This is a genomic window from Paenibacillus sp. FSL R5-0713 (genome assembly GCF_037973325.1).
Taxonomy (GTDB): Bacteria; Bacillota; Bacilli; order Paenibacillales; family Paenibacillaceae; genus Paenibacillus.
Window position 1 is genome coordinate 5,324,936 of the sequence record NZ_CP150229.1, and the last position, 19,971, is coordinate 5,344,906.

The 19,971-nt window shown below is 48.0% G+C and carries 14 protein-coding genes; 4 read left to right on the plus strand and 10 right to left on the minus strand.

Annotation, left to right across the window (positions count from 1 at the left end; genetic code table 11):
* Positions 1-49 precede the first annotated feature (49 nt).
* The 6 genes from MKZ12_RS23745 to MKZ12_RS23770 form a co-directional block, all read right to left on the minus strand.
* Entirely contained in the window at positions 50-871 is an 822-nt protein-coding gene (locus MKZ12_RS23745; protein WP_339257081.1) for a polysaccharide deacetylase family protein, read from the minus strand.
* 17 nt (positions 872-888) lie between these two features.
* Positions 889-4,242 (minus strand): glycosyl hydrolase, encoded by a 3,354-nt coding sequence (locus MKZ12_RS23750; RefSeq protein ID WP_339257083.1) that lies wholly within the window; start codon positions 4,240-4,242, stop codon positions 889-891.
* Positions 4,243-4,286: 44 nt separating this feature from the next.
* Entirely contained in the window at positions 4,287-5,792 is a 1,506-nt protein-coding gene (locus tag MKZ12_RS23755; RefSeq protein WP_339257085.1) for an extracellular solute-binding protein, read from the minus strand.
* An 18-nt stretch (positions 5,793-5,810) separates the two neighbouring features.
* Positions 5,811-6,698, minus strand: a complete 888-nt coding sequence (locus MKZ12_RS23760) for a carbohydrate ABC transporter permease (RefSeq protein WP_253440410.1) — start codon at positions 6,696-6,698, stop codon at positions 5,811-5,813.
* A gap of 12 nt (positions 6,699-6,710) precedes the next feature.
* A complete protein-coding gene (locus MKZ12_RS23765; RefSeq protein ID WP_339261506.1) occupies positions 6,711-7,640 on the minus strand; it encodes a sugar ABC transporter permease in 930 nt (309 codons plus the stop codon).
* 332 nt (positions 7,641-7,972) lie between these two features.
* Positions 7,973-10,378: an AraC family transcriptional regulator gene (locus MKZ12_RS23770; protein WP_339257087.1), complete on the minus strand. Its 2,406-nt coding sequence runs from the start codon at positions 10,376-10,378 to the stop codon at positions 7,973-7,975.
* Positions 10,379-10,593: 215 nt separating this feature from the next.
* On the opposite strand from MKZ12_RS23770, the gene MKZ12_RS23775 reads away from it, so the two are divergent.
* From MKZ12_RS23775 to MKZ12_RS23785, 3 genes are all read left to right on the plus strand, one after another.
* Positions 10,594-11,949, plus strand: a complete 1,356-nt coding sequence (locus MKZ12_RS23775; protein ID WP_339237208.1) for a dipeptidase — start codon at positions 10,594-10,596, stop codon at positions 11,947-11,949.
* A gap of 1,091 nt (positions 11,950-13,040) precedes the next feature.
* Positions 13,041-13,655 (plus strand): TetR-like C-terminal domain-containing protein, encoded by a 615-nt coding sequence (locus MKZ12_RS23780; RefSeq protein ID WP_339257089.1) that lies wholly within the window; start codon positions 13,041-13,043, stop codon positions 13,653-13,655.
* Between the two features lie 153 nt (positions 13,656-13,808).
* A complete protein-coding gene (locus MKZ12_RS23785) occupies positions 13,809-15,395 on the plus strand; it encodes an oleate hydratase (RefSeq protein WP_339257091.1) in 1,587 nt (528 codons plus the stop codon).
* Positions 15,396-15,982: 587 nt separating this feature from the next.
* On the opposite strand, the gene MKZ12_RS23790 is transcribed toward MKZ12_RS23785, so the two are convergent.
* The 4 genes from MKZ12_RS23790 to MKZ12_RS23805 all read right to left on the minus strand — a co-directional run bounded on the left by MKZ12_RS23790 (position 15,983) and on the right by MKZ12_RS23805 (position 19,277).
* Complete coding sequence (locus tag MKZ12_RS23790; protein ID WP_339237218.1) at positions 15,983-16,354, minus strand: hypothetical protein; 372 nt, start codon at positions 16,352-16,354, stop codon at positions 15,983-15,985.
* A 115-nt stretch (positions 16,355-16,469) separates the two neighbouring features.
* Positions 16,470-17,684, minus strand: a complete 1,215-nt coding sequence (gene nagA / locus MKZ12_RS23795) for an N-acetylglucosamine-6-phosphate deacetylase (protein WP_339237221.1) — start codon at positions 17,682-17,684, stop codon at positions 16,470-16,472.
* Positions 17,681-18,409 carry a glucosamine-6-phosphate deaminase gene (nagB, locus tag MKZ12_RS23800; RefSeq protein ID WP_221820902.1) on the minus strand — a complete coding sequence of 243 codons (729 nt, stop codon included), beginning with the start codon at positions 18,407-18,409 and terminating at the stop codon, positions 17,681-17,683. The genes nagA and nagB overlap by 4 nt, the downstream gene beginning before the upstream one ends.
* 4 nt (positions 18,410-18,413) lie before the next feature.
* Positions 18,414-19,277 carry a MurR/RpiR family transcriptional regulator gene (locus tag MKZ12_RS23805; RefSeq protein ID WP_017692537.1) on the minus strand — a complete coding sequence of 288 codons (864 nt, stop codon included), beginning with the start codon at positions 19,275-19,277 and terminating at the stop codon, positions 18,414-18,416.
* 227 nt (positions 19,278-19,504) lie between these two features.
* On the opposite strand from MKZ12_RS23805, the gene MKZ12_RS23810 reads away from it, so the two are divergent.
* A complete protein-coding gene (locus MKZ12_RS23810; protein ID WP_339257093.1) occupies positions 19,505-19,855 on the plus strand; it encodes a hypothetical protein in 351 nt (116 codons plus the stop codon).
* Positions 19,856-19,971: the final 116 nt, after the last annotated feature.

Here is a 19,971-nt window from a genome sequence, read left to right on the forward strand (position 1 = left end):
GCAATCGCCTCGTTCTCATGGAAATAACGAATGATCGTCAGCCCCTTCCTTATACCTTGATTCGTTCGCTTAGCCGCAATGTCTCCCCACCCTGCACTTCAACTACCTGCTGATCTGCCGTGAACCAAACCGGGATGGCAGACGGATTATGAATGATGGATCGATCGGCTGAACACTCCAGTCGTTGCACCGCTTTCCAATAGGCAATCACTTCGATGTTCGTGGCGTACCAGATGTCGTTCCTGCGACCAATCTGCTCACCAAACTGTTCGATGATCTCCCAGTTGTCGTTATCATTGAACTCATAACTGTGGCCCCAGACGTAGAGTAATAGTGGTGTACCTGTTTTGGAATGTTGGATAAAACGTTCAGCATGCCCCGCCAGATCATGGTTATGATGACAGGTCGGATGCCATTCAAGCGGCCGGTCTGGCAGTGTGTATTTGCCATGAGATTCAACGGTACGAGCATAGTCGATGCCGAGCCACGCAAGCTTTGTACTTAACGTACGGTCGTATCCTCCATTGGGATAAGCCATGCCTCGTACCGGATAACCGACGAGCTTCTCCAACGCTTTTCGGTCCTCGATAATCTCTTCGGTCAATAGTTCATTCGGAACATAAGGCAGCGTAGGGTGAGTAACCGTGTGAACGGCCACTTCATGACCCGCATACAGTTCAGCAACTTCCCACGCCTCAATACGTCCTGGATTACCCAGGGTACCGGAGTTCAGATTAAAGGTTCCCCGTAGACCATACCGATTACAGATTTCCACCAGTCTGCGATCATGCACCACTCCGTCGTCATAACTTAGCGTTAACGCTTTCATCACACCACCTGGATAGCGGTCAAACTGAATACGATGTCCCATCCCTTACTTCCACTCCTTTATCCTAATTCTTCAACAGGTACATGACCTGCATCCTGTAATTGATGATGTTCCGAATCAAAATACGTACCTTCCAGCAGGCCGATCAATGTATTCGTAATCCGCACTTCAATGTCGTTGTCTCCCCGACGCAACCAGGAGGCCTCTCCCTTCCAGCGATACGGAGACCAGCATCTCACACCCAGACTATGTCCGTTCACCCGCACTTCCACCACATCCTGCACACGCCAATCGCTAAATTCCATTTCAAACGAAGTAATATCTTCCCCTGGCTCATCCAGCCAGAACGTGCGTTTATAACTCATTTCCCCGGCAAAATGAGGATACAGCGGCTGAGGTTCAGGTCCGATGCGAAGGGCTGTGTCTGACTCCCGCACGAGCGAAGCGATGCCTTCATGATGAAACTCCACCCCGAATCTCCCTTGCAGATATAAGGGATCAACGATACCATCCTCATCTTTCGTCACCTGCACAATCACCGTCATTTCATTGAGACCGCTGTGTAGCCATTCCGTAATATCACAAGCGATATTATTGTGGTCGGTTATTTCGATTGGATCGAATTGTTCTTTTTCAAGTGGTTGCCCATTAATCTCCATCGACCAACTGCCCGAAATCGCCGCTTTATCCAGGAATAACAGGCATGCAGGTAACGCCGTTCTTAGCTCAAATGTGGTCGTATAACGGCACTCGATCGGGTAAGCAACGGATGCCTTTTTCGGTGTGCCAAATACCTGACTAAACTGGACTGGCAGATGCTGCTGCTCCGATAATTCTGCTGCCTGATCAATAAACGGTTTCACAGCTACATGCTGGCTTTCCAGTATTATTCCGTTAGCATTGGTTGCCTGAAGATGGAATTGTCCCATTCGCAGGATGTTAGGCTGCACCGTTTCCAGTCGCCATGGTCCCTCCGCAGGAATACTGATCTTAGTGGCTTGCTTCACTTCTGCTGAAACATCCGTTTGGAATGTCGAATTTATTGGGTCTGTGACATCCACCTTCGTTAGTCCAGTCTCTACCTTCACTGGTTGTAAAGTAAGGCGTACAGCATGCGCTTCGTAAGGCGCCAGCGTTAGTGAAATGCACCATTCCCCGCCACTGCTCGTATACGGCAATGCCTGAAGCTGCCCCGTCTCCAGATCGAGTCGTTCCGCCACCAGACAAGCACCATCTGTCAGCTCCGCTCCATCCCACAGCTGTCGGGCAACCAACTTCAATTGCCCCTTCAGCTCCTGACCCTCCTGATTAGTCAAGAAAATCATATGCTCCCCAGCCGACAATTGACGGGTGTGCATCAGCAGAGAGGCACTTTCCTCCTCCATGATCCAGCAGATGGGTTCAGGCAATACCTGATCGAGCAGCAGAGAGATTAGCTCCAGCGAAAAGTCATCTCCCTGCCCTGTTCCTGCGGGTAGAAAATACGCATTCCCCTCACCTTGATGCCACATGGTTTCACGGTTATCGTGATCTGTTGTCACGCTACGGCCCCAGTACACCTCTTGCGGCTGCTCGCCCGCACCAAAGAACTGGGCAGCTTCATCTCCCTCCGGACTTCCCGGCTGGATGGCAATATGCGGAGGCATCCCAACAGAAATGGCGGTTCCTCCCTGCTGAACGAATCGCTTCACCTGTTCCCAGGCCGCGGCCTCCAGATTCAGCATCGGTGGCAGAATCAATACGTCATAACGGGCAACGCCAATCTGAATGATGCCATCCGTTAAGTCAGCTTCAGCCAACAATTCGGGATCAAGGTGATCATAGTCACGTCTGTTTTCGAGCAGATGGGTCGTGATTCGCATCCAGTCCTTCGTCAGGCGATTCAGTTGCACCCGTTCAGCTTCGTCCTCGCCGCTATACTCGAATCCATGCAGCGGATTGCCCATCAGACTCCAGAATGTCGTCGTTGGGTCAAGTACAGCAATACGAATGTCTGCTGCTCCGGTGCTCATGAGATAGCTCAACCGTCCGGTGTAATCCCCTAACTGCCGGAAATGCTTCCAGTAGGGATTTTGCAAAAATTGAGACGGCGGTGCATCATGCTTCGCAAGCCCACCGATCGTATAGAAAAAGGCGTGAAAGTTATAGAAATTGGTGCCCATGGCGGCCATTCGGTCAATCATCCACTTGGCATCCTGTAGCGTCATGGACCAGCCTACACTGTGAAAACATTCAATCAGATTGCGACTTCGCCCCAGTTGTCTGGCAAGCGAACTGACCATCTTGGGATTGTCACGCATCTTTTGACCGTAACGTTCCAGAATCCACGATAAGGATCGTCCGATTTTCTCATGTGCTGAATCACCGCCTGGCATATGGCTGAACAACTGGGTGGTCATCCGTACGCCAGGTACCTCAGCCGCGTACTGGATTCCTGCTTCCTTACACCAATCATGCACCTGTTTGTGATAGGACTCCCTGAGAAGCAGATGCAGGGACTGATAGTAGTCATACCGAATCCGGTGCGCGTCCGGAACATCAGCATATAACAGGGCCGGTAGCGAATCGATCAGACTATAACCACAACGCTCACTGAAATAAAGGGGAAGCTGTTGGGACCAGGGGATACGGCCCAGCGGTGCAATCTCATCCGAGAACATGCCTTTGATTACGCTCTCAAATTGATCTCCAACCGCTGACTTATAACGCTCGTGCGTCAGTTCAATAAATCGGCTCATCGCTTCCTTGTGACAAGGATCAACAAAGTTGCCGTAATATTTGAAATCATCGATCTCCATCTCTTGAAATACAATCAACTCCCAATCACCCTCGGGCACATCCCACAACAATCGAAACGCTGTTCGGTAGGTGAAGAACCTCTTCCGGTTATACGAAGTAAGTCCGGTCTCCTGATACACCTGATCCGTCTGAATATTGCCGATTTTGCTGCGCAGATCGATGGATTCATGCCATAACCGTTTACCCTGTGCATCCTTGGGAATCGCCTTTGCAACCAATACTCGTCCCCATGGCAGCTCCAGATTCACAGCTTCTCCGCCCTGAACCATCAGTTGATGATGGATGAGCTGACGCTGCTTGGCTTCAGGAAAATCAAGAGTCACTTCCCCGCCAGCCATTCCACTCGGATAAGGATACTCGTCATATAACCATACCTGCATTCCGTGAGTGGCCGCCGCTTCCACTGCAATCCGCACCTTATCAAACCACGCTTCGGAGAGATACGGAATTTGCAGTCCCTGACGTGGACAGATAAAGAATCCACCCACGCCTTGTACGGCCATCTCAGCCACCTGCCGCTTCATCTGCTCATCTTCCATATCCCCGTTCCAGAACCAAAAGGGATGAACCCGGTACTGCGCCTCGGGATTACTAAATGCATCCCCGTTCCACATGTCGCCTTCCTCCCTACCTGTTCAAGAGTATCGTTGGTCTCCAACTACTTCAGTGCAGCGTACAGTTCATTGACTTCTTTCACATAATCGTCTCCGCCGTTGTTCTTCCACAGGGTAACAGCATCTTCGAATCCTTTCTCATCAATCTGACCTACGATATATTTGATCCGTGCATCGTTAATGATATTGTCCAGCTGCGGTCCTTTCTGGGCGTACACATCCGAGATCAGCGGTTCACCAGGATTGGCGATGACAATCTCTTCGTTGGCTTTCTGCACCTGTGCAACTTTTTCACGCACAGGTGTCTGTTGTACACGAAGGGTTTTGTCCTCCGGCACAAACATCAAAATCTGGTTTAAGCCCTGCAGATCGCGGAGTGCAAGCTTATCAGTGGATGGGATAATGTAGTCCCCTTTTTTCTCATACTGCTTGCCTTCCAGTCCATTCCCAAGCAGCGCCTGCAATTCTGGTTCATTGAGTTGATCCAGGAAACGCAGTACCTTCTTCAGTTCCTCTTCCGTTTTGACACTGCCTTTGGAGATGGCAATCATTCCGGAATATCCGGACGTTGGCATATCACGCAGCCCCTTCGGACCTTCCATGGCTTGCAGCACATCGACACGTCCTGTCGCATTCGGATCTTTATCCAGTATTTTCTGGTCCATACGCTGTGCGTTATCTGCTACATCCACCATGACACCCGCTTGCCCGTTCACAAATGGATCAGGCAGTTTCGTTGCATCCATCACGGCAAAGTCCTTGTTCACCAGACCCTCGCTGTAGATCTGACGGAAAAATTTCAGCGCTTCCATGTATTCTGGTGTCTCATGCGCAGGGATTAGCCCTCCGTTGCCATCCTCTCCCCATTTATTGGGGGCACCGAACCACACCTGCATGTTATCCCACGGGCCCGTGAATTTGCTGGCTACCAGACCGTACGTATCATCCTTTCCGTTACCGTCCGGGTCATCCTTCGTGAACGCTTTCAATACATTGTAAAATTCATCAATCGTCTTGGGCTCTTCCAACCCCAGATTCTCCAGCCAGTCTTTACGGATAGTCACCCCATTACGTCCCAGAGGGCGAGCCCGATATATCCCATACGTTTTGCCATCGATAGAGGCATTGTTGGTGATGATTTCATTCATCTGGCTCAGGTTCGGATAGTCCTTCAGATAAGGACCCAGTTCCCAGAATGCTCCGGTTCGTGCCGCATTGATAAAGCTTGGCGATTTCCCCAATACGACCATAATTTGCGGAAGTTTGCCTGAAGCCAGTGTGATATTGAATTTGTCCTCATAGGAACTGCTCGGCACCCATTGCAGATTAACATCAACCTTGGTCAACTCCTCCAGCTTCTGAATCACAGGGCTGTTGTCCGGCGGATTCTCCGCTTCAAAGTTCGGCAGCATAATCGTGAGCTGATCGGTGCCACCCGCAGCGGTTCCTGAATCTGCTTTGTCCGTGGAGCATGCGCCCAGAATTGTACTAAGTACCAATGACGCTGAGAGCAGCAGTGCCCCTTTTTTGAATCCCGTTTTTTGTCCCATACGTTCTCCCCCTTGGCTTTAGCCTTTGATTGAACCTAACATGACACCTTTGGCAAAATGCTTCTGCAAAAACGGATACACCAGCAAAATTGGAATCGTACCTACAACGATTACCGCCATTTTGATCGACTGCTCTGGTGGCTGGACAAAATTAGGGTCCATGTTTGCCATATCTCCGACACTGGCTTGCGAGAGCAATACGATCTGTCTCAGCATGACCTGCAGCGGCCATTTGTCACTGTCGGAAATGTACAGAAGTGCCGAGAAAAAGTTGTTCCAATGTCCCACGGCGTAAAACAAGGCAAACGTGGCAATGACCGGCTTCGATAAAGGCAGTACGATTCGCCACAGCACGCCGAGATCCGAACAGCCGTCGATGCGGGCCGCTTCCTCCAGCCCGGGCGGCATTTGCTGAAAAAAGTTTTTGACTACTATTAAGTTAAAAGCGCTGATCGCGCCAGGAAGCATAAGGGCCCAGTAAGAATCGAGCAGTCCCAGTCCACGAATGACGAGATACGTTGGGATCATGCCACCGCCGAATAACATGGAGAAGATCACCATGTTCATCATGACGTTACGGCCCCAGAAGTCACTTCTGGATAGGGGATAGGCCATCGTCAGGGTGAAGAACAAATTCACCAGTGTACCTGCCACTGTGATGAAGATGGAAACGCCAATGCTGCGAAAGATCGTGGAAGAAGAGAAAATATACTCATATGCGCTGAAAGAAAACACCTTCGGAATAAGGAAAAAACTCCGTTCGGTGATCTCGGCTTCCGTTGCGAAAGAATTCCCTATAATATACAGGAAAGGAAGGACAGTTAATATGCCCAGAATCCCCAGCATGGCGTAATTGAAGATATCAAATACCTTGCCGGCAGGGCTGTTGTATAGACGGCTGTTCATGGGCGCTCCTCCTTAATAAATTCCGGGGTGACCGAATTTTTTCGCAAGTTTATTACTGCCAAGCACCAGAATGATGCCCACCACAGACTTGAATAGTCCAACAGCGGTACTGTAACTGAAAGCCCCTTGCGTAATCCCCACCGTGTACACATACGTATCAAATACGTCTGCGACATCCCGGTTGAGGGAGTTGGTCATGAGATAGATCTGCTCAAATCCGGTATCCAGAAAGTTTCCCAGTCTGAGAATGAGCAAAATGACTATAGTCGTACGAATCGCGGGAAGCGTAATATGCCACATTCGCCGCAATCGTCCTGCTCCATCCACAATGGAGGCTTCATACTGTTCGGTATCCACACCGGCTAGGGCAGCCAGGAAGATAATTGTGCCCCAGCCCATCTCCTTCCACATCATCTGAACAATAATGAGCGGCCGGAACGAACCCGGACTGGAGAGCACATCAATGGGCTTACCTGTAATCCAGGCAATCAGATCATATAAGACTCCGCCCTGCGGGGTCAGAAACACGTACGTGATACTCGCGATAATCACCATGGATACAAAGTGGGGTACATAGACCAGCGTTTGAATGGTTCTTTTGAAGAATGCAACCCGAATTTCATTTAATAACAAAGCGATAATGATGGGTGCCGGGAAAAAGAAGATCAGATCATACAGCGCAAGGACCAGCGTATTGCGTAATAGTCGGAAGAAGTCCGGGTTGGAGAAAAAGTTCGTAAAGTTCTCCAGCCCCACCCAGTTACTCTCCCGGATGCCCAAGAAAGGCTGGTAGTCCTGAAAGGCAATGACGATCCCCCACATGGGCAAGTATTTAAAGATGACAAAGTACAAAAAGCCGGGAAGCACAAGTACATATAACCATTTGTTTCGTTGGATCTGCCTTTTCCAGTTCGACTCTCGTCTCATGGGCCTTGTGGCCATATCCGCTTGAGCAGTTGCAGTGGCGTTGGTGTTCCAATCTGTCTTCCCCTTCATCATGTCTCCCCTTCCCTAGTTATGTAAGCGTTATCAATAATCCTGATACTCAGACTATACAGCCCTTCTTTTTCCGGCAACCTTCATTTTTTGCATGTCTACGACATGATGGTCGGGAAACCCGCTATAACGCCATTCTTCCTTGATATTGGACATATCGTAGCAGATAGAATTGCACATTTTTGCAGGTTTATCCTTCTTTGTATGACGGTAAAAAAAGAAAAAAACGACATCCGTTAAAGCTGGATGCCGGTCAGAAATGACAGACGGATGAACGGTTATTGTCCGAACCATTGCTCGCGATACTGACTCGGTGTAATGCCCTCCTGTTTCTTGAAGATCCGATTAAAATAACTATGCTGATAGCCCACAGCTGCCGCAACATCATTGATTTTCATCGTTGTCTCCCTTAACAATTGCTTCGCCGCATCCATTCTCACACGTGTCAGATAATCAATAAAATTAATACCAGATACCTGTTTGAATGCCTTGCTCAGTGCATAGGGTGTCATCTGCTCCGCGTCAGCGCAGTTTTCCAGCGAAATATCGCTACGATAATGCGTATCGATATACAACATTGTACGTTCCACCACCTGTTTCAGCGGTTCCTGGGATCGTGCTTCAATCTCTTGGATATACGGTGTGAATACCTCATTCATCATCCATTGTCTCATCTGAAAAGGTTCACGAATACCGGATAGCCGTTCATACATGTTGCAACCACCAAACAGCTTATAAGGTGTGACCCCCGTTTGCAGCATCATGTGCTGAATACTTCCGAGTAATTGCAGCATCATCTGCTGCACCTGAAATTCGGTACTACCCGTCCGCGTAATCTCGCTCATGAATTGTTCCAGCACACGTTCCGCTTCATCCTGCTTGCCCAACCTGATCGCCTGCAGCAACTCACGTTCCAGTCCAAGCGGATAGGAAGCTGCTTCGTTTCTGTGGAAACACGCCTCATCCTCCAGATCGAGTATCTGACTTCCTTCCTCCACACTGCGATATGCCACGGCCTGTTCCATCTCGACGAATCGTCCGGGCAGTTCCTGAAGTGAAGCTGCTGGGCGGCTGATCATCAAGGTCACCTTCATTTTGAGCGTTCGTCCAATCACCTCCACGAGCTCCTGTCCCCATAACATCGCTTGTGACTTCACAGGTTCGTCCTGAGGAGCGATCACAAGCATGGCGGAAGACAGGTCATGAAAGTTCATGACACTGATCTGCCTGAAATGATTTTTTGCCACTTCCTGTGTGATATTCACTGCTGCAAAAGTGACCAAACCCGTGTCCTGGCTTCCGAATCTGCCTTGCAGCTGCTCGTATCCCGTAAAATACATCTGCACCAGCAAATACTGCTGACCCTCCAACTCAAATCCGAGATGACGCATCCGCTGCTGGAGATCCTGCTCGTTATAGGCATATAGATGTCCCTGCACAAGTTGTAAGACAAAGCTGTCGCGCAGATGGGGAAGCTGCTCCTGCAGCTGGCGATGTGCCGTTACACTGCGGGAGGTCAGTTCGTTCCATTGTTGCTCCAGCAGCTCAAACTCGTCCAGCTTCTCATCCGTTGGTGTAGTTTCGTTTCTGCCAGGTGTAAGCAGGTGCAGCATCCGTGCTACAGGCGAATAGATGCGGCGGGAAGCAAACCAGGATAACAACAATCCCAGGATGAGACTGCCTGCACTCGCAATGACGATGATCTTGGATACCAGCTTGACGGGCGAAGTGACTGAGGTCAAAGGTGCCGCGGAGACGTACGTCCAGTCCGAATCAATCCGACTCAACGAGCCATACGAGACAGAATAGGTCTGATCCTCATATCGGAACAGGAATGAGCGGCTATCGGCATGCAGGGCCACTTCTTTTTTTAGCTGCTGTTCAAAAGCAGAAGTCTCCCCCGCCGTTCCCGGATTCCCTGTAACCAGTGTGTTGCCTTCCTGATCCATAAGGAACGTTAAACCTTCATCATACGGAGTAAGCGTTTTCAACAAACTGGCGACTTTCTCGTTATCCAGCGTAATAATCAGTGCACCAAATGGATTCATGCTCTCCCCTGGGATCTTATGTACAAGAACGAGTGCATTGCCTGCATCCGTATGCAGTAGACTATTGTTGGTCGAAGGGGCGGTATCTCGGTTGATGCCCGAAACCCAGTCTGTCCAGTACACGTGGTTGCCCATGGAGAGGTAACGATCATACGCTTGTACTTTGGCAGCATCATTCAATTCGTTATAATCCCGATTAAACAAGATCGGCTTCGGTTCCTGCAAATATAGCTGTGCTGACTTGATCAACGGGTGGGAACCTTGTAGTACATATAATGTAGTGACAATCTCCTGCGTTTCATTAAAATAATACACAAAATCCAGCGTTCGTAACGCATTGCCAAACCTCGGTTCAAAAGCCCAATGAGATAAGTTCATCTCCAGATAGGCCAGTTGATCATCCACATTGCGTGCCCGATTCTCGATCTGGTTCTGATGCATCCGATTGAATTCGGTTTCCATCCGGCCAACCACCTGTTGATACATCACGATACCTGTGATTAACCCGGGAATACTGGCAATGAGTAAAATAAGCATCAGGCTGTTTCGATAAAATCGTCCTTTATGTCTTCCTGCTTTGAAATCGGATAACCGCTTGAATCTGCCCAATATTCGATCATTCCTCGTCGGTTCCATCGCTACTCACCTGCCTGCTTGCATCGGGTCTGACTGTCATGGAAACTTCCTCAACTCCCTTGAGAATATATGGATGAAATCCTTTTCTTGTATTATACGCATAATCATCAGGTGAATGAAATGATCTGTAACCGATCATTTTTTTAACCAATGTTTTATTAACATGACAAAATGGATTACAATGAGATAAAGCAAACATCAAGGAGGCCTTTTTAATGAAAGAACAGACTTACTTTGAACAAAATAGAGAAAAACACCTGGCAGAACTGAATGAATGGTTATCCATTCCAAGTATCTCCGCCATTTCAGAGCATAAAGAGGATGTTAATCGTGCAGCACAATGGGCAGCAGATGCGCTCACACGTGCAGGCATGGAAAACGTAGAGGTCATTCCAACGGCTGGACATCCGATTGTCTATGCAGATCACCTGCATGCACCCGGCAAACCGACAGCTCTGATCTATGGTCATTATGATGTACAACCTGTAGATCCCCTTAATCTGTGGGACACGCCTCCTTTCGAACCTACCATTCGTGATGGCAAGCTGTTCGCTCGTGGTGCAACGGATGACAAAGGACAGATCTTCCTACATATCAAGGCTGTAGAGGCCATTCTCGCCGAAAACAAAGAACTTCCGGTTAACATCAAGTTCTGTATCGAAGGTGAAGAGGAAATCTCCAGTCCGAACCTGCCCATCTATCTGAATGACAATACGGACAAGCTGCGTGCAGACATGATACTGATCTCGGATACGTCCCTGCTTGAAAAAGGGAAACCGGCGATCTCCACTGGCCTGCGTGGTCTATGTTCGCTTCACGTGGATCTGAACACAGCCAATACCGACTTGCACTCCGGTTCATTTGGTGGTGGTGTACCCAACGCACTTCATGCACTCGTATCCCTGCTTGCATCGTTGCATGATGAGCAAGGCCGTGTGAGTGTAGATGGATTTTACGATGGCGTTCTGCCACTGTCTCCTGAGATGAGAGAAGAATTTGTGAAACAGGGCTTCAATGAAGAACAGCTTCGTCAAGACCTCGGACTGGAGCAATTGTACGGCGAAGAAGGTTATTCGTTCGTGGAACGTGTTGGCGCTCGTCCAACATTGGAACTGAATGGGGTATGGGGTGGTTTCCAGGGTGAAGGCAGCAAAACGGTTATTCCGAAGGAAGCTCATGCCAAAATCACCTGCCGCCTCGTAGCGGACCAAGACCCACAACATGTATTGGATCGTATCGAAGCACATCTGCGCGCTCACGTTCAACCGGGTGCAACCCTGCATGTGAAACAGATCGAGAAAGCTTTTGCTTTCAATATCGATCCTGCCAATCCCATTCTGCAAAAAGCGGCAGATGCATATGAGCATGTGTATGGCGTTCGTGCCCTCTTTACCAAAGATGGCGGTTCCATTCCAATTGTTGAGAAGCTCTCACGTGTACTCGAAATCCCTGCTGTGATGATGGGCTTTGGTTTGCCGGATGAGAATCTGCATGCACCGAACGAGCACTTCAACCTGGAGAACTTTGATAAAGGGTTGTTGACGATTGTTCAGTTCTTGAAGAGTTTGTAATAGTTAGTGCTCATCGTTTCTAAAATAAGTGCTGGGGCAAGGTGCTGAGTAGACGTTCCGGTGCCGAATCGTTCTTTCGATCGCTGTTATCCCCGGATTTCCTTGATCCCCTTTCTAAAGGGAGAAATCCGGGGATAAAGGCGAACGCTCCGCTTCTTCAGAATCGATTTCGTCCCCTTCACTACGTTGCAGCTCTCGCAGACTGATTTTAGGATTGATCCTAACTTTTTATATGAGTTAGTGTAATAGGGATAGTAAAAGAACGGCCTTCGGGTCGTTCTTTTTTTATTTGATTTTGTTTTAATTCTTTGTTTTTTTTCTTGTGTTTTTGTTGCTTTGCTACTTTCGGGCTTTGGGGCTTTGTTCTTTGTTTCTTTTGTGATGTTGTAGTTATTTTATTTCTTTAGTGATGCTCTAGTTTGTCCAATCGCTACTTTTCATGATGGAGGGCATTAGTAATATAGAGAGGATAAAAAACTTGGCTACTGACAACTCTTTGAATGTTGTCTCGATTGTTATGTAATAGCTTGTTTTATCATGGTTGCTTAGAGGATTGGGTTGAATTGGATGGTGTAGTGTAGCAGATAATCAAAACGATGGGCTTCGGGTTCTCGGACTGTTTTTTGATTTATTCTTCTTCACTCGTTGTAGTTCTTCCTATGACTGATTTTATAGACGGGGTCCCGGTTTTAAAGGTTTAGTGTTATAGAGATAATATACGCGACCTTATCGGCCTTTTTATTAGATTAATTACGTCTCCTTCTCTAGGTTTCAGGCTTTTACCGTGGCTGCTTTATTGTGACTTATTTTAATGAGGGTTAACTTTTAAGGGTTTTGATAGAGACAAGATAAGCGATGCCCTTTCGAGGTTTGTTTGGAACGGTGATATCTCAGATATCCACTGGTGGAGTCACATGGTGCGGATCGGGTAACAAATGTCGTTGATAGCTATAGGTGCCATGCTTCATTACAAGGGTGGTCAGCCACGGGGATATTTGAATGGGAGGATCCTTTGGGATTCTTGCGTTTTCACTTGCTTATACTCAGGGCTTCGCTGCGGGAGTTTTGCCATGAGGTGTTTATCTCCTGTTATGCCCCGACAAGCTAATTTGAATGATGAGGTGATTATTGTGTCTGCTTCTCACCTAACCAAACATGCGCTGGCTCACTCGCTCAAATCACTGATGGAGCATACTCCGCTGAACAAGATTACGGTCAAACATCTGGTGGATCATTGCGGATTGAATCGGCAAACCTTTTATTATCATTTTCAGGATATTTACGCGCTGCTTGGATGGATCTATCAGACTGAAGCGGTGGAGAGCCTTACGGAATACCGAAGCTACAGCACATGGACGGACGGATTCTATAAAATCTTTTGTTACATCGAGAACAATAAATCATTCTGCTGCAACACACTCGACTCGCTCGGTCGTACCCACCTGGATACATACCTCTATGAAGTAACGCATGATCTGATTATGGGTGTGATTGATGAGCTAGCCTGTGGGATAAAGGTCCGCAGTGAAGACAAAGAGTTTATCGCCAACTTCTATACCCTGGCCTTCACCGGGCTAATCATTCAGTGGATGAGGGGTAATATGCAAGAACCGCCAAAACAGATTATTGAAAAGCTCAGTGAGCTGATCGAAGGTAATGTCCTGAAGGCATTGCATAGGTATGAGAATAAGCTGCCATCCGATTAGGATGCGCGGCTTTTTTGCATACAATCTAACTCTAGGTTTTAGACATTTTTCCAAAAGTGACTAAAAACCAGACATACCTATTCTTTTGATCATACCTTATGGGACCTGCAAGGTTTACATTAGGGATGTGACTACAGTACCTTTTGGAGGCGAATGATCGTGAAGAAAGAACACGGTAATAAACAGGTCTATTTTGTAGGCGGCGGCATTGCATCTTTGGCGGGTGCAGCTTATCTGGTCAGAGATTGTGACTTTCCTGGAGAACACATTCACATTATCGAAGAAATGCCGATTCTCGGTGGTAGCAATGACGGCGCTGGTAATCCCGATCAAGGATATATCATCCGCGGCGGTCGAATGCTCAATGACGAGGCTTATGAAAATCTATGGGAGTTGTTAGCGTCCATCCCTTCCATCGATCGTCCGGGCATATCTGTCCGACAGGAAATTACTGAATTTGACGATGCCAATCCCACACATTCCAATGCGCGGCTCATTAACCGTGACGGCAAAGTCGAAGATGTGCTCTCCATGGGTTTTGATATGTCCGACCGTCTGGCGATGGGCAAGCTGATTATTACTCCTGAAGACACGCTGGGTAAACTGCGAATCAACGACTGGTTTGGCCCTCACTTTTTCAAAACGAACTTCTGGTATATGTGGGCGACCACCTTCGCCTTCCAACCTTGGCACAGCGCCGTGGAATTCAAAAGATACATGCTTCGCTTTTTTCACGAATTCCCAAGAATTCAGACGCTGGAAGGTGTCACCCGCACACCGTTCAACCAATATGACTCAATTATCCTGCCACTGTATAACTATCTGGAACCGTTTGGCGTAGATTTCACGCTGAAATGTACTGTCACCGATTTGGACTTCAAAGAGGGCGACGGCATTACAGTAAGTCAGATGCATGTGCTCAAGGGAGGTAAAGAGGAGGTCATTGACATCCACGAAGGCGATCTGGTCATTGTCACCAATGGCTCGATGACCGAAGGGGCCGACCTCGGCTCCATGACTTCTGCACCGAAACTGAACGGCAAGGGCAGCTCATGGAAGCTGTGGGAGAACATTGCCGCCAAGAAACCGATACTAGGTAATCCCTCTTCATTTAATGATCATGTGCATGAGTCCAAATGGGAGTCGTTTACGGTCACCTTCCAGGATTCGGTCTTCTTTGATCTGATGGAGAAATTCACACGCAACCGGGCAGGTACCGGCGCTCTGGTTACGTTCAAGGATTCCAGTTGGTTCATGTCTGTCGTTCTGGCCTTCCAACCACATTTCCGTGGTCAGCCGGAGCATGTCAAGGTGTTCTGGGGATACGGATTATACCCGGATAATGTTGGCGACTATGTGAAGAAAAGAATGAGTGATTGTACCGGGGAAGAAATTATGCGGGAGTTGATCGGCCATCTTCATTTTCAGGAACATCAAGAGGCGATCATGGCTACCGCCAACTGCATTCCATGCATGATGCCTTACATCACTGCCCAATTTATGCCTAGACTGAACAGCGACAGACCAAAAGTTGTGCCTGAGGGCTCCACCAACCTGGCCTTTATTAGCCAATTCTGCGAGATTCCCGATGACGTGGTATTCACGGAAGAATATTCGGTCCGGGCAGCACGGATTGCCGTCTACACTCTTCTCGGAGAGAACCGACCAATTGAGTCGATTAACCAGTACCAGTATGATGTTCGGACGCTGTTCAGCAGTTTTGTGACATCGTTTAGATAACTGTTTAGCATGAGGATTGCGAAATAACAGAAGCTTGATTTTCGTCGAACCAGTTAATAAGTTAATGTTGGTGTAACGTCTGATGCCGGATTGAAAGGTTTTTTATAAGGCAAATAGAGATTTCCGTCAGTGATGACAGAAATCTCTATTTCGTTAAGTATGAAGCCACACACATAATCTCCATCAAGATTGCCAACTGTCGTCTAAAGAACCTTACAGGCCTTATTGCTCGAAATTTTGCAGGTTTGAGAATCTAACGAATCGTAGGCGCCTTATTTTGAGTCTAAGCATAGTTTTGTAACGTAATATCGCTCATTTTCATTACATAGCGTGTCTGAGATTCATTACGATTTGTATGACAGCAAAATCTTGGAAATAAGACTTCGCAGGTTCGTTAGAACTGAGCGTCCCTTCAGAGATTATTACGTATGAGAGGCACTCGTCTGCCATGTCTTATTGTCGAGATCCTAGTCCGTACTTTATTGAAACCTGACTTATCATGCTTCCGTGTTGCTCATGTATACTCATGTGGTTGTTCTTATTATTCTTGGTGTTACTTTTCATTTTTTCATTGTTACCCATCGCGCTTATGTGCGGAAAGTCGTAAACTTCAGCATGTGCACAAGTTTGGAGAAATGTGCGATCTCCTGTTGGACGCCAGAAGTATCAGTCCCCGACATGGCCTGATTCGCTCGTAATGTTCTACGGGTGTTCAGCATACCTTCGATCAGTTTCATGACCGTGTTGCGGCCACGATGATCGACAATCATATACTTTTTGCGTGCATCCAGCTCTACCCACACGATGTTGCTGAATGATGTGAACAGATGCTTGCGGTACTGCTCCATATCGGTTTCATTGTAATGCTCGCCATAAAAGGCATAGTATCCGTGTATGTGCAACTTCTCCGCCAACACTGTGATGAACGGATCATGTTCGAGCATAGCGTTACGTTCCATGTTTCACGCCTCCGTTATGCGTGATCCGCAGATCCCGTCTTTTTGAGATCTATTTTAACATATTACGCAAGCTGTTGCCTCTCTTGCCTCTCCGCAAACATATCCCAGCTACAACTTACTCGCCGACCCGTCTGCCCTTCACCCACACACCCTCAATATCCAGCTCAGCGTTCAGCAAAACGATATCTGCCTGTTTTCCCTGAGCCAGGGAACCTGTCCGGTGATCAATGCCCAGCAGGCGTGCCGGGGTCAGACTTGCTGCACGTGATGCAGCGTTCAGACTCAGGCCCACTTCCTGTACCAGGTAACGGAAACCGCGAATCATCGTCAGTGTGCTTCCGGCCAGTGCGCCGCCGTCCTTCAGTCTGGCCTCACCGTGCTTCACGATGACGGGCAGGTCGCCGATCTTGTATTCCCCGTCATCCAATCCCGCAGCAGACATGGCATCTGTGATCAACACGAGTTGATCATTATGTTGCTTCAATTGAGCGAGGATGGAAATCGCCGCAGGGTGCACGTGAATACCATCGGCAATCACCTCAGCACTGATACGCGGATCACTTAGCACCGCTCCGGCAGCTCCCGGTAGCCGGTGATGCAGCGGTGTCATCGCATTAAACGTATGCACTGCATGATGAAGTCCGGCTTCAACTGCTCGCTCCACCTCTTCATAGGTCGCATCGGTGTGGCCGAGTGCCGCTGTAATCCGCTGTTCACGCAGCCACGAGATGACTTCCAGTGCGCCTTCACGTTCCGGTGCCAACGTAACTTGACGGATTAGGCCGGGATATTGCTTCTCCCATGTTTCAAGCCAGGATACATCAGGTAGAATGATATGTTCCGGATTTTGCGCACCAGGCCATTTCGGACTGAAAAACGGACCTTCCAGGTGCACACCCTCAAGCTGTGCATACGGCATCTCACCGGAACGATAACGAGCTACTTCAGCAAGTACGCTGTCCAGTCGCTCTTTCGGAGCGGTCATGGAAGTCGCAAGCATCGCTGTTGTTCCCTGCGTACTATGAAAAGAAGTGATCTTGTCCAACACCTCCGGGCTTGCATCCATAAAGTCTTCTCCGTTCCCACCATGCACATGGATATCAATGAATCCAGGCACAATGAGGCCATGGTCCGGTACAGACAGCTGCAAAGCTTCTCTCCGAATCTGTTCAGGCAGACCTTCCGGTACCCCAGCATAAAGGATTTTTCCATCCCTCCAGGCTAATACACCGTCTTCCAATATCTCATTGGAAAGGAGCAGCTTGCCCCGAAGAAGAGAAATATTTTGTTCACGCTGGCTCCCAGGTTCATGATTATTCGCTCCGGTCATCTCACCAGCCTCCCTGCTGCACGGTCCAGCAATACCACCACATTTGGATGACATTGCAATAGCGATGCAGGACAGGCCGTTGTAATTGGGCCCATGAACGCTTCGCGAATAATCTCGGCTTTTTCCTCCCCACGGGCAATGAGCAGAATCTGTTTGGCTTTCAAAATGGTACCAACACCCATCGTAATCGCCTGAGCCGGAACCTCATCGATGCTGTCGAAGAAACGTGCATTTGCCTTACGTGTCTCTTCTTTCAGATCCACAACATGTGTTCGTCCTGTAAGTTCAGTTCCCGGTTCATTGAAGCCAATGTGACCATTATGTCCAATGCCCAGCAGCTGCAGATCCACGGGTCCACGATCATCCAAGCGCTGTTCATAAGACTTACATTCCTGTTCCAGATCGGCAGCCTGACCATCAGGTACATGCGTTCTCGCAAGATCCATATCGATATGATGAAATAATTGTTCGTTCATGAAACTGCGGTAACTTTCGCGATGCTCTGTTGGAAGTCCTACATACTCATCCAGATTGAATGAAGAAGCCTGCGAGAAGCTGACCAGTCCCTTCTGGTACAACGTGATAAGCTGTTTATATATGCCTACAGGCGAACTTCCCGTTGCAAGTCCGAGGACTGCACGTGGTTTGGTCTGCAATAAACTTGCGATGACTCCTGCACCTGTGGCATTCAAATCTTCTTCATTTTCAAAAATACGTATATTCATCTGTTTAAGCACCTCCGTTGTGTTGTACGCGATAGGACTGCACGTTGTGATAGGATTGTTCCAGTCTCGGGATAAAACGGTCGAAGTCGGCACTTACCATGCCTGTGAACAAAATATCGACCACATGCAGCAGTGCAATACGTGAAGCCATATCTCCACGCCTCATGCCCTCTTCCAGAGAAGAGGTGAACAGTGGGATATCAGATACCGTTGCGAGTGTATTACTTCCATAGGAAGTCAGTGAAATCGTAGAAGCTCCGGCTTGTTTGGCACAATGCAGGGCATCAATGGTTTCGGGTGTTTCGCCTGAATAGGATACGGCCATTGCGACATCCCCCTCAGCGAGCGAAGATGCGGATGTGATCTGCATATGGGAGTCGGAGAAAGCAGTACAACTTTTGCCAATCCTCACCAACTTCTGATAGAAATCCTGTGTCACAATCGACGAGGTCGCCACACCGTACAGATCAATACGGCGAGCCTGGCACAATAATTGCACCGCCTGCTCCAATCTGCCCAGATCCAGCAAACGGGTAGTATCAGCAATAGACGCGAGGTGATTGGCTTCGATCGCTTCAACAATTTTGGATAGTGAATTGCCCGCTACAATGTCCTGATACGCCGTTTCATCAGAAGCGTGGGACAATTCTGCGGCGAGCTTCATTTTGAAATCGGGGAAACCTTTGAAATGAAACGACTTGCAAAAGCGGGTCACCGTCGCCGCACTTGTACCACTCTGCTCTGCCAGATGACTAATCGTCCAGCCGGGAATGTCCGACGGAGATTGCATAATGACTTCGGCAATACGTCGCTCCTGAGACGGAAGGTTATTCAGTTCTTGCTGCAACGCACGTAATATGGCTGCCATAAGGACCTCACTTGTATGAAAATTATTTTTATATATTTTTAACTTAATAAGAAAATCATTTTTATAACTTCATTCTAATCAAGACGATCCTGCAAATCAAGAGCAATTTCTCACGACTTTTGCAATGATACTGAACTTGTATAGACACTCACCAGCTTGATACACATCATAGGTATCCTTTATATTGAGAATCGAGATATGATCGTATTAAAAAAAGGAGCGATTCAATGAATCGAAGACAACGGGAAAAGTTCATTCCTTCCATCTGGCTTATTGCTACCAAACCAACAGAAGGGCACGCCTATTATGCCCTCTATGCCATCGACTGGAAACGCGGAGGTCGGCTCAGTTGGGAAGGCTGGAATCAGCTCGAAGACCTGCTGCAATTTCATATTCCGATCAAACGAAAAGCTGGCGGGCGGAAATCTTCTTCCACGCCTGCCGCCAAAATAGCGAAAAGAGCGCTCCATCTTCATCTGAATGAAGCACAGTTCGAGGAACTGGAGCAGCTCTTTTATCAGCCATTTTCGAAGAAAAGATGGAGGACGTTTATTCGAATGAATAGGAATCAGACGTGATAAAGTGATATGAATTAGGTTATTTATTTTTCAAGCTAAAACAAAAAAGCCTCTCCCCTTCTTTAGATAAAATAAAGAATTAGGAAAGACTTTCGCGGTATTAAAATTCAATTCGT

What these genes read in the sequence shown, in the direction of transcription:
- MKZ12_RS23780 (WP_339257089.1), top strand. Translation starts at nt 13,041, where the DNA reads ATGCCCCGACAAGCTAATTTGAATGATGAGGTGATTATTGTGTCTGCT.
- MKZ12_RS23745 (WP_339257081.1), bottom strand. Translation starts at nt 871, where the DNA reads ATGGGACATCGTATTCAGTTTGACCGCTATCCAGGTGGTGTGATGAAA.
- MKZ12_RS23790 (WP_339237218.1), bottom strand. Translation starts at nt 16,354, where the DNA reads ATGGAACGTAACGCTATGCTCGAACATGATCCGTTCATCACAGTGTTG.
- MKZ12_RS23810 (WP_339257093.1), top strand. Translation starts at nt 19,505, where the DNA reads ATGAATCGAAGACAACGGGAAAAGTTCATTCCTTCCATCTGGCTTATT.
- MKZ12_RS23765 (WP_339261506.1), bottom strand. Translation starts at nt 7,640, where the DNA reads ATGGCCACAAGGCCCATGAGACGAGAGTCGAACTGGAAAAGGCAGATC.
- MKZ12_RS23785 (WP_339257091.1), top strand. Translation starts at nt 13,809, where the DNA reads ATGATCGTGAAGAAAGAACACGGTAATAAACAGGTCTATTTTGTAGGC.
- nagB (WP_221820902.1), bottom strand. Translation starts at nt 18,409, where the DNA reads ATGAATATACGTATTTTTGAAAATGAAGAAGATTTGAATGCCACAGGT.
- MKZ12_RS23770 (WP_339257087.1), bottom strand. Translation starts at nt 10,378, where the DNA reads ATGGAACCGACGAGGAATGATCGAATATTGGGCAGATTCAAGCGGTTA.
- MKZ12_RS23750 (WP_339257083.1), bottom strand. Translation starts at nt 4,242, where the DNA reads ATGTGGAACGGGGATGCATTTAGTAATCCCGAGGCGCAGTACCGGGTT.
- MKZ12_RS23760 (WP_253440410.1), bottom strand. Translation starts at nt 6,698, where the DNA reads ATGAACAGCCGTCTATACAACAGCCCTGCCGGCAAGGTATTTGATATC.
- MKZ12_RS23775 (WP_339237208.1), top strand. Translation starts at nt 10,594, where the DNA reads ATGAAAGAACAGACTTACTTTGAACAAAATAGAGAAAAACACCTGGCA.
- MKZ12_RS23805 (WP_017692537.1), bottom strand. Translation starts at nt 19,277, where the DNA reads ATGGCAGCCATATTACGTGCGTTGCAGCAAGAACTGAATAACCTTCCG.
- MKZ12_RS23755 (WP_339257085.1), bottom strand. Translation starts at nt 5,792, where the DNA reads ATGGGACAAAAAACGGGATTCAAAAAAGGGGCACTGCTGCTCTCAGCG.
- nagA (WP_339237221.1), bottom strand. Translation starts at nt 17,684, where the DNA reads ATGACCGGAGCGAATAATCATGAACCTGGGAGCCAGCGTGAACAAAAT.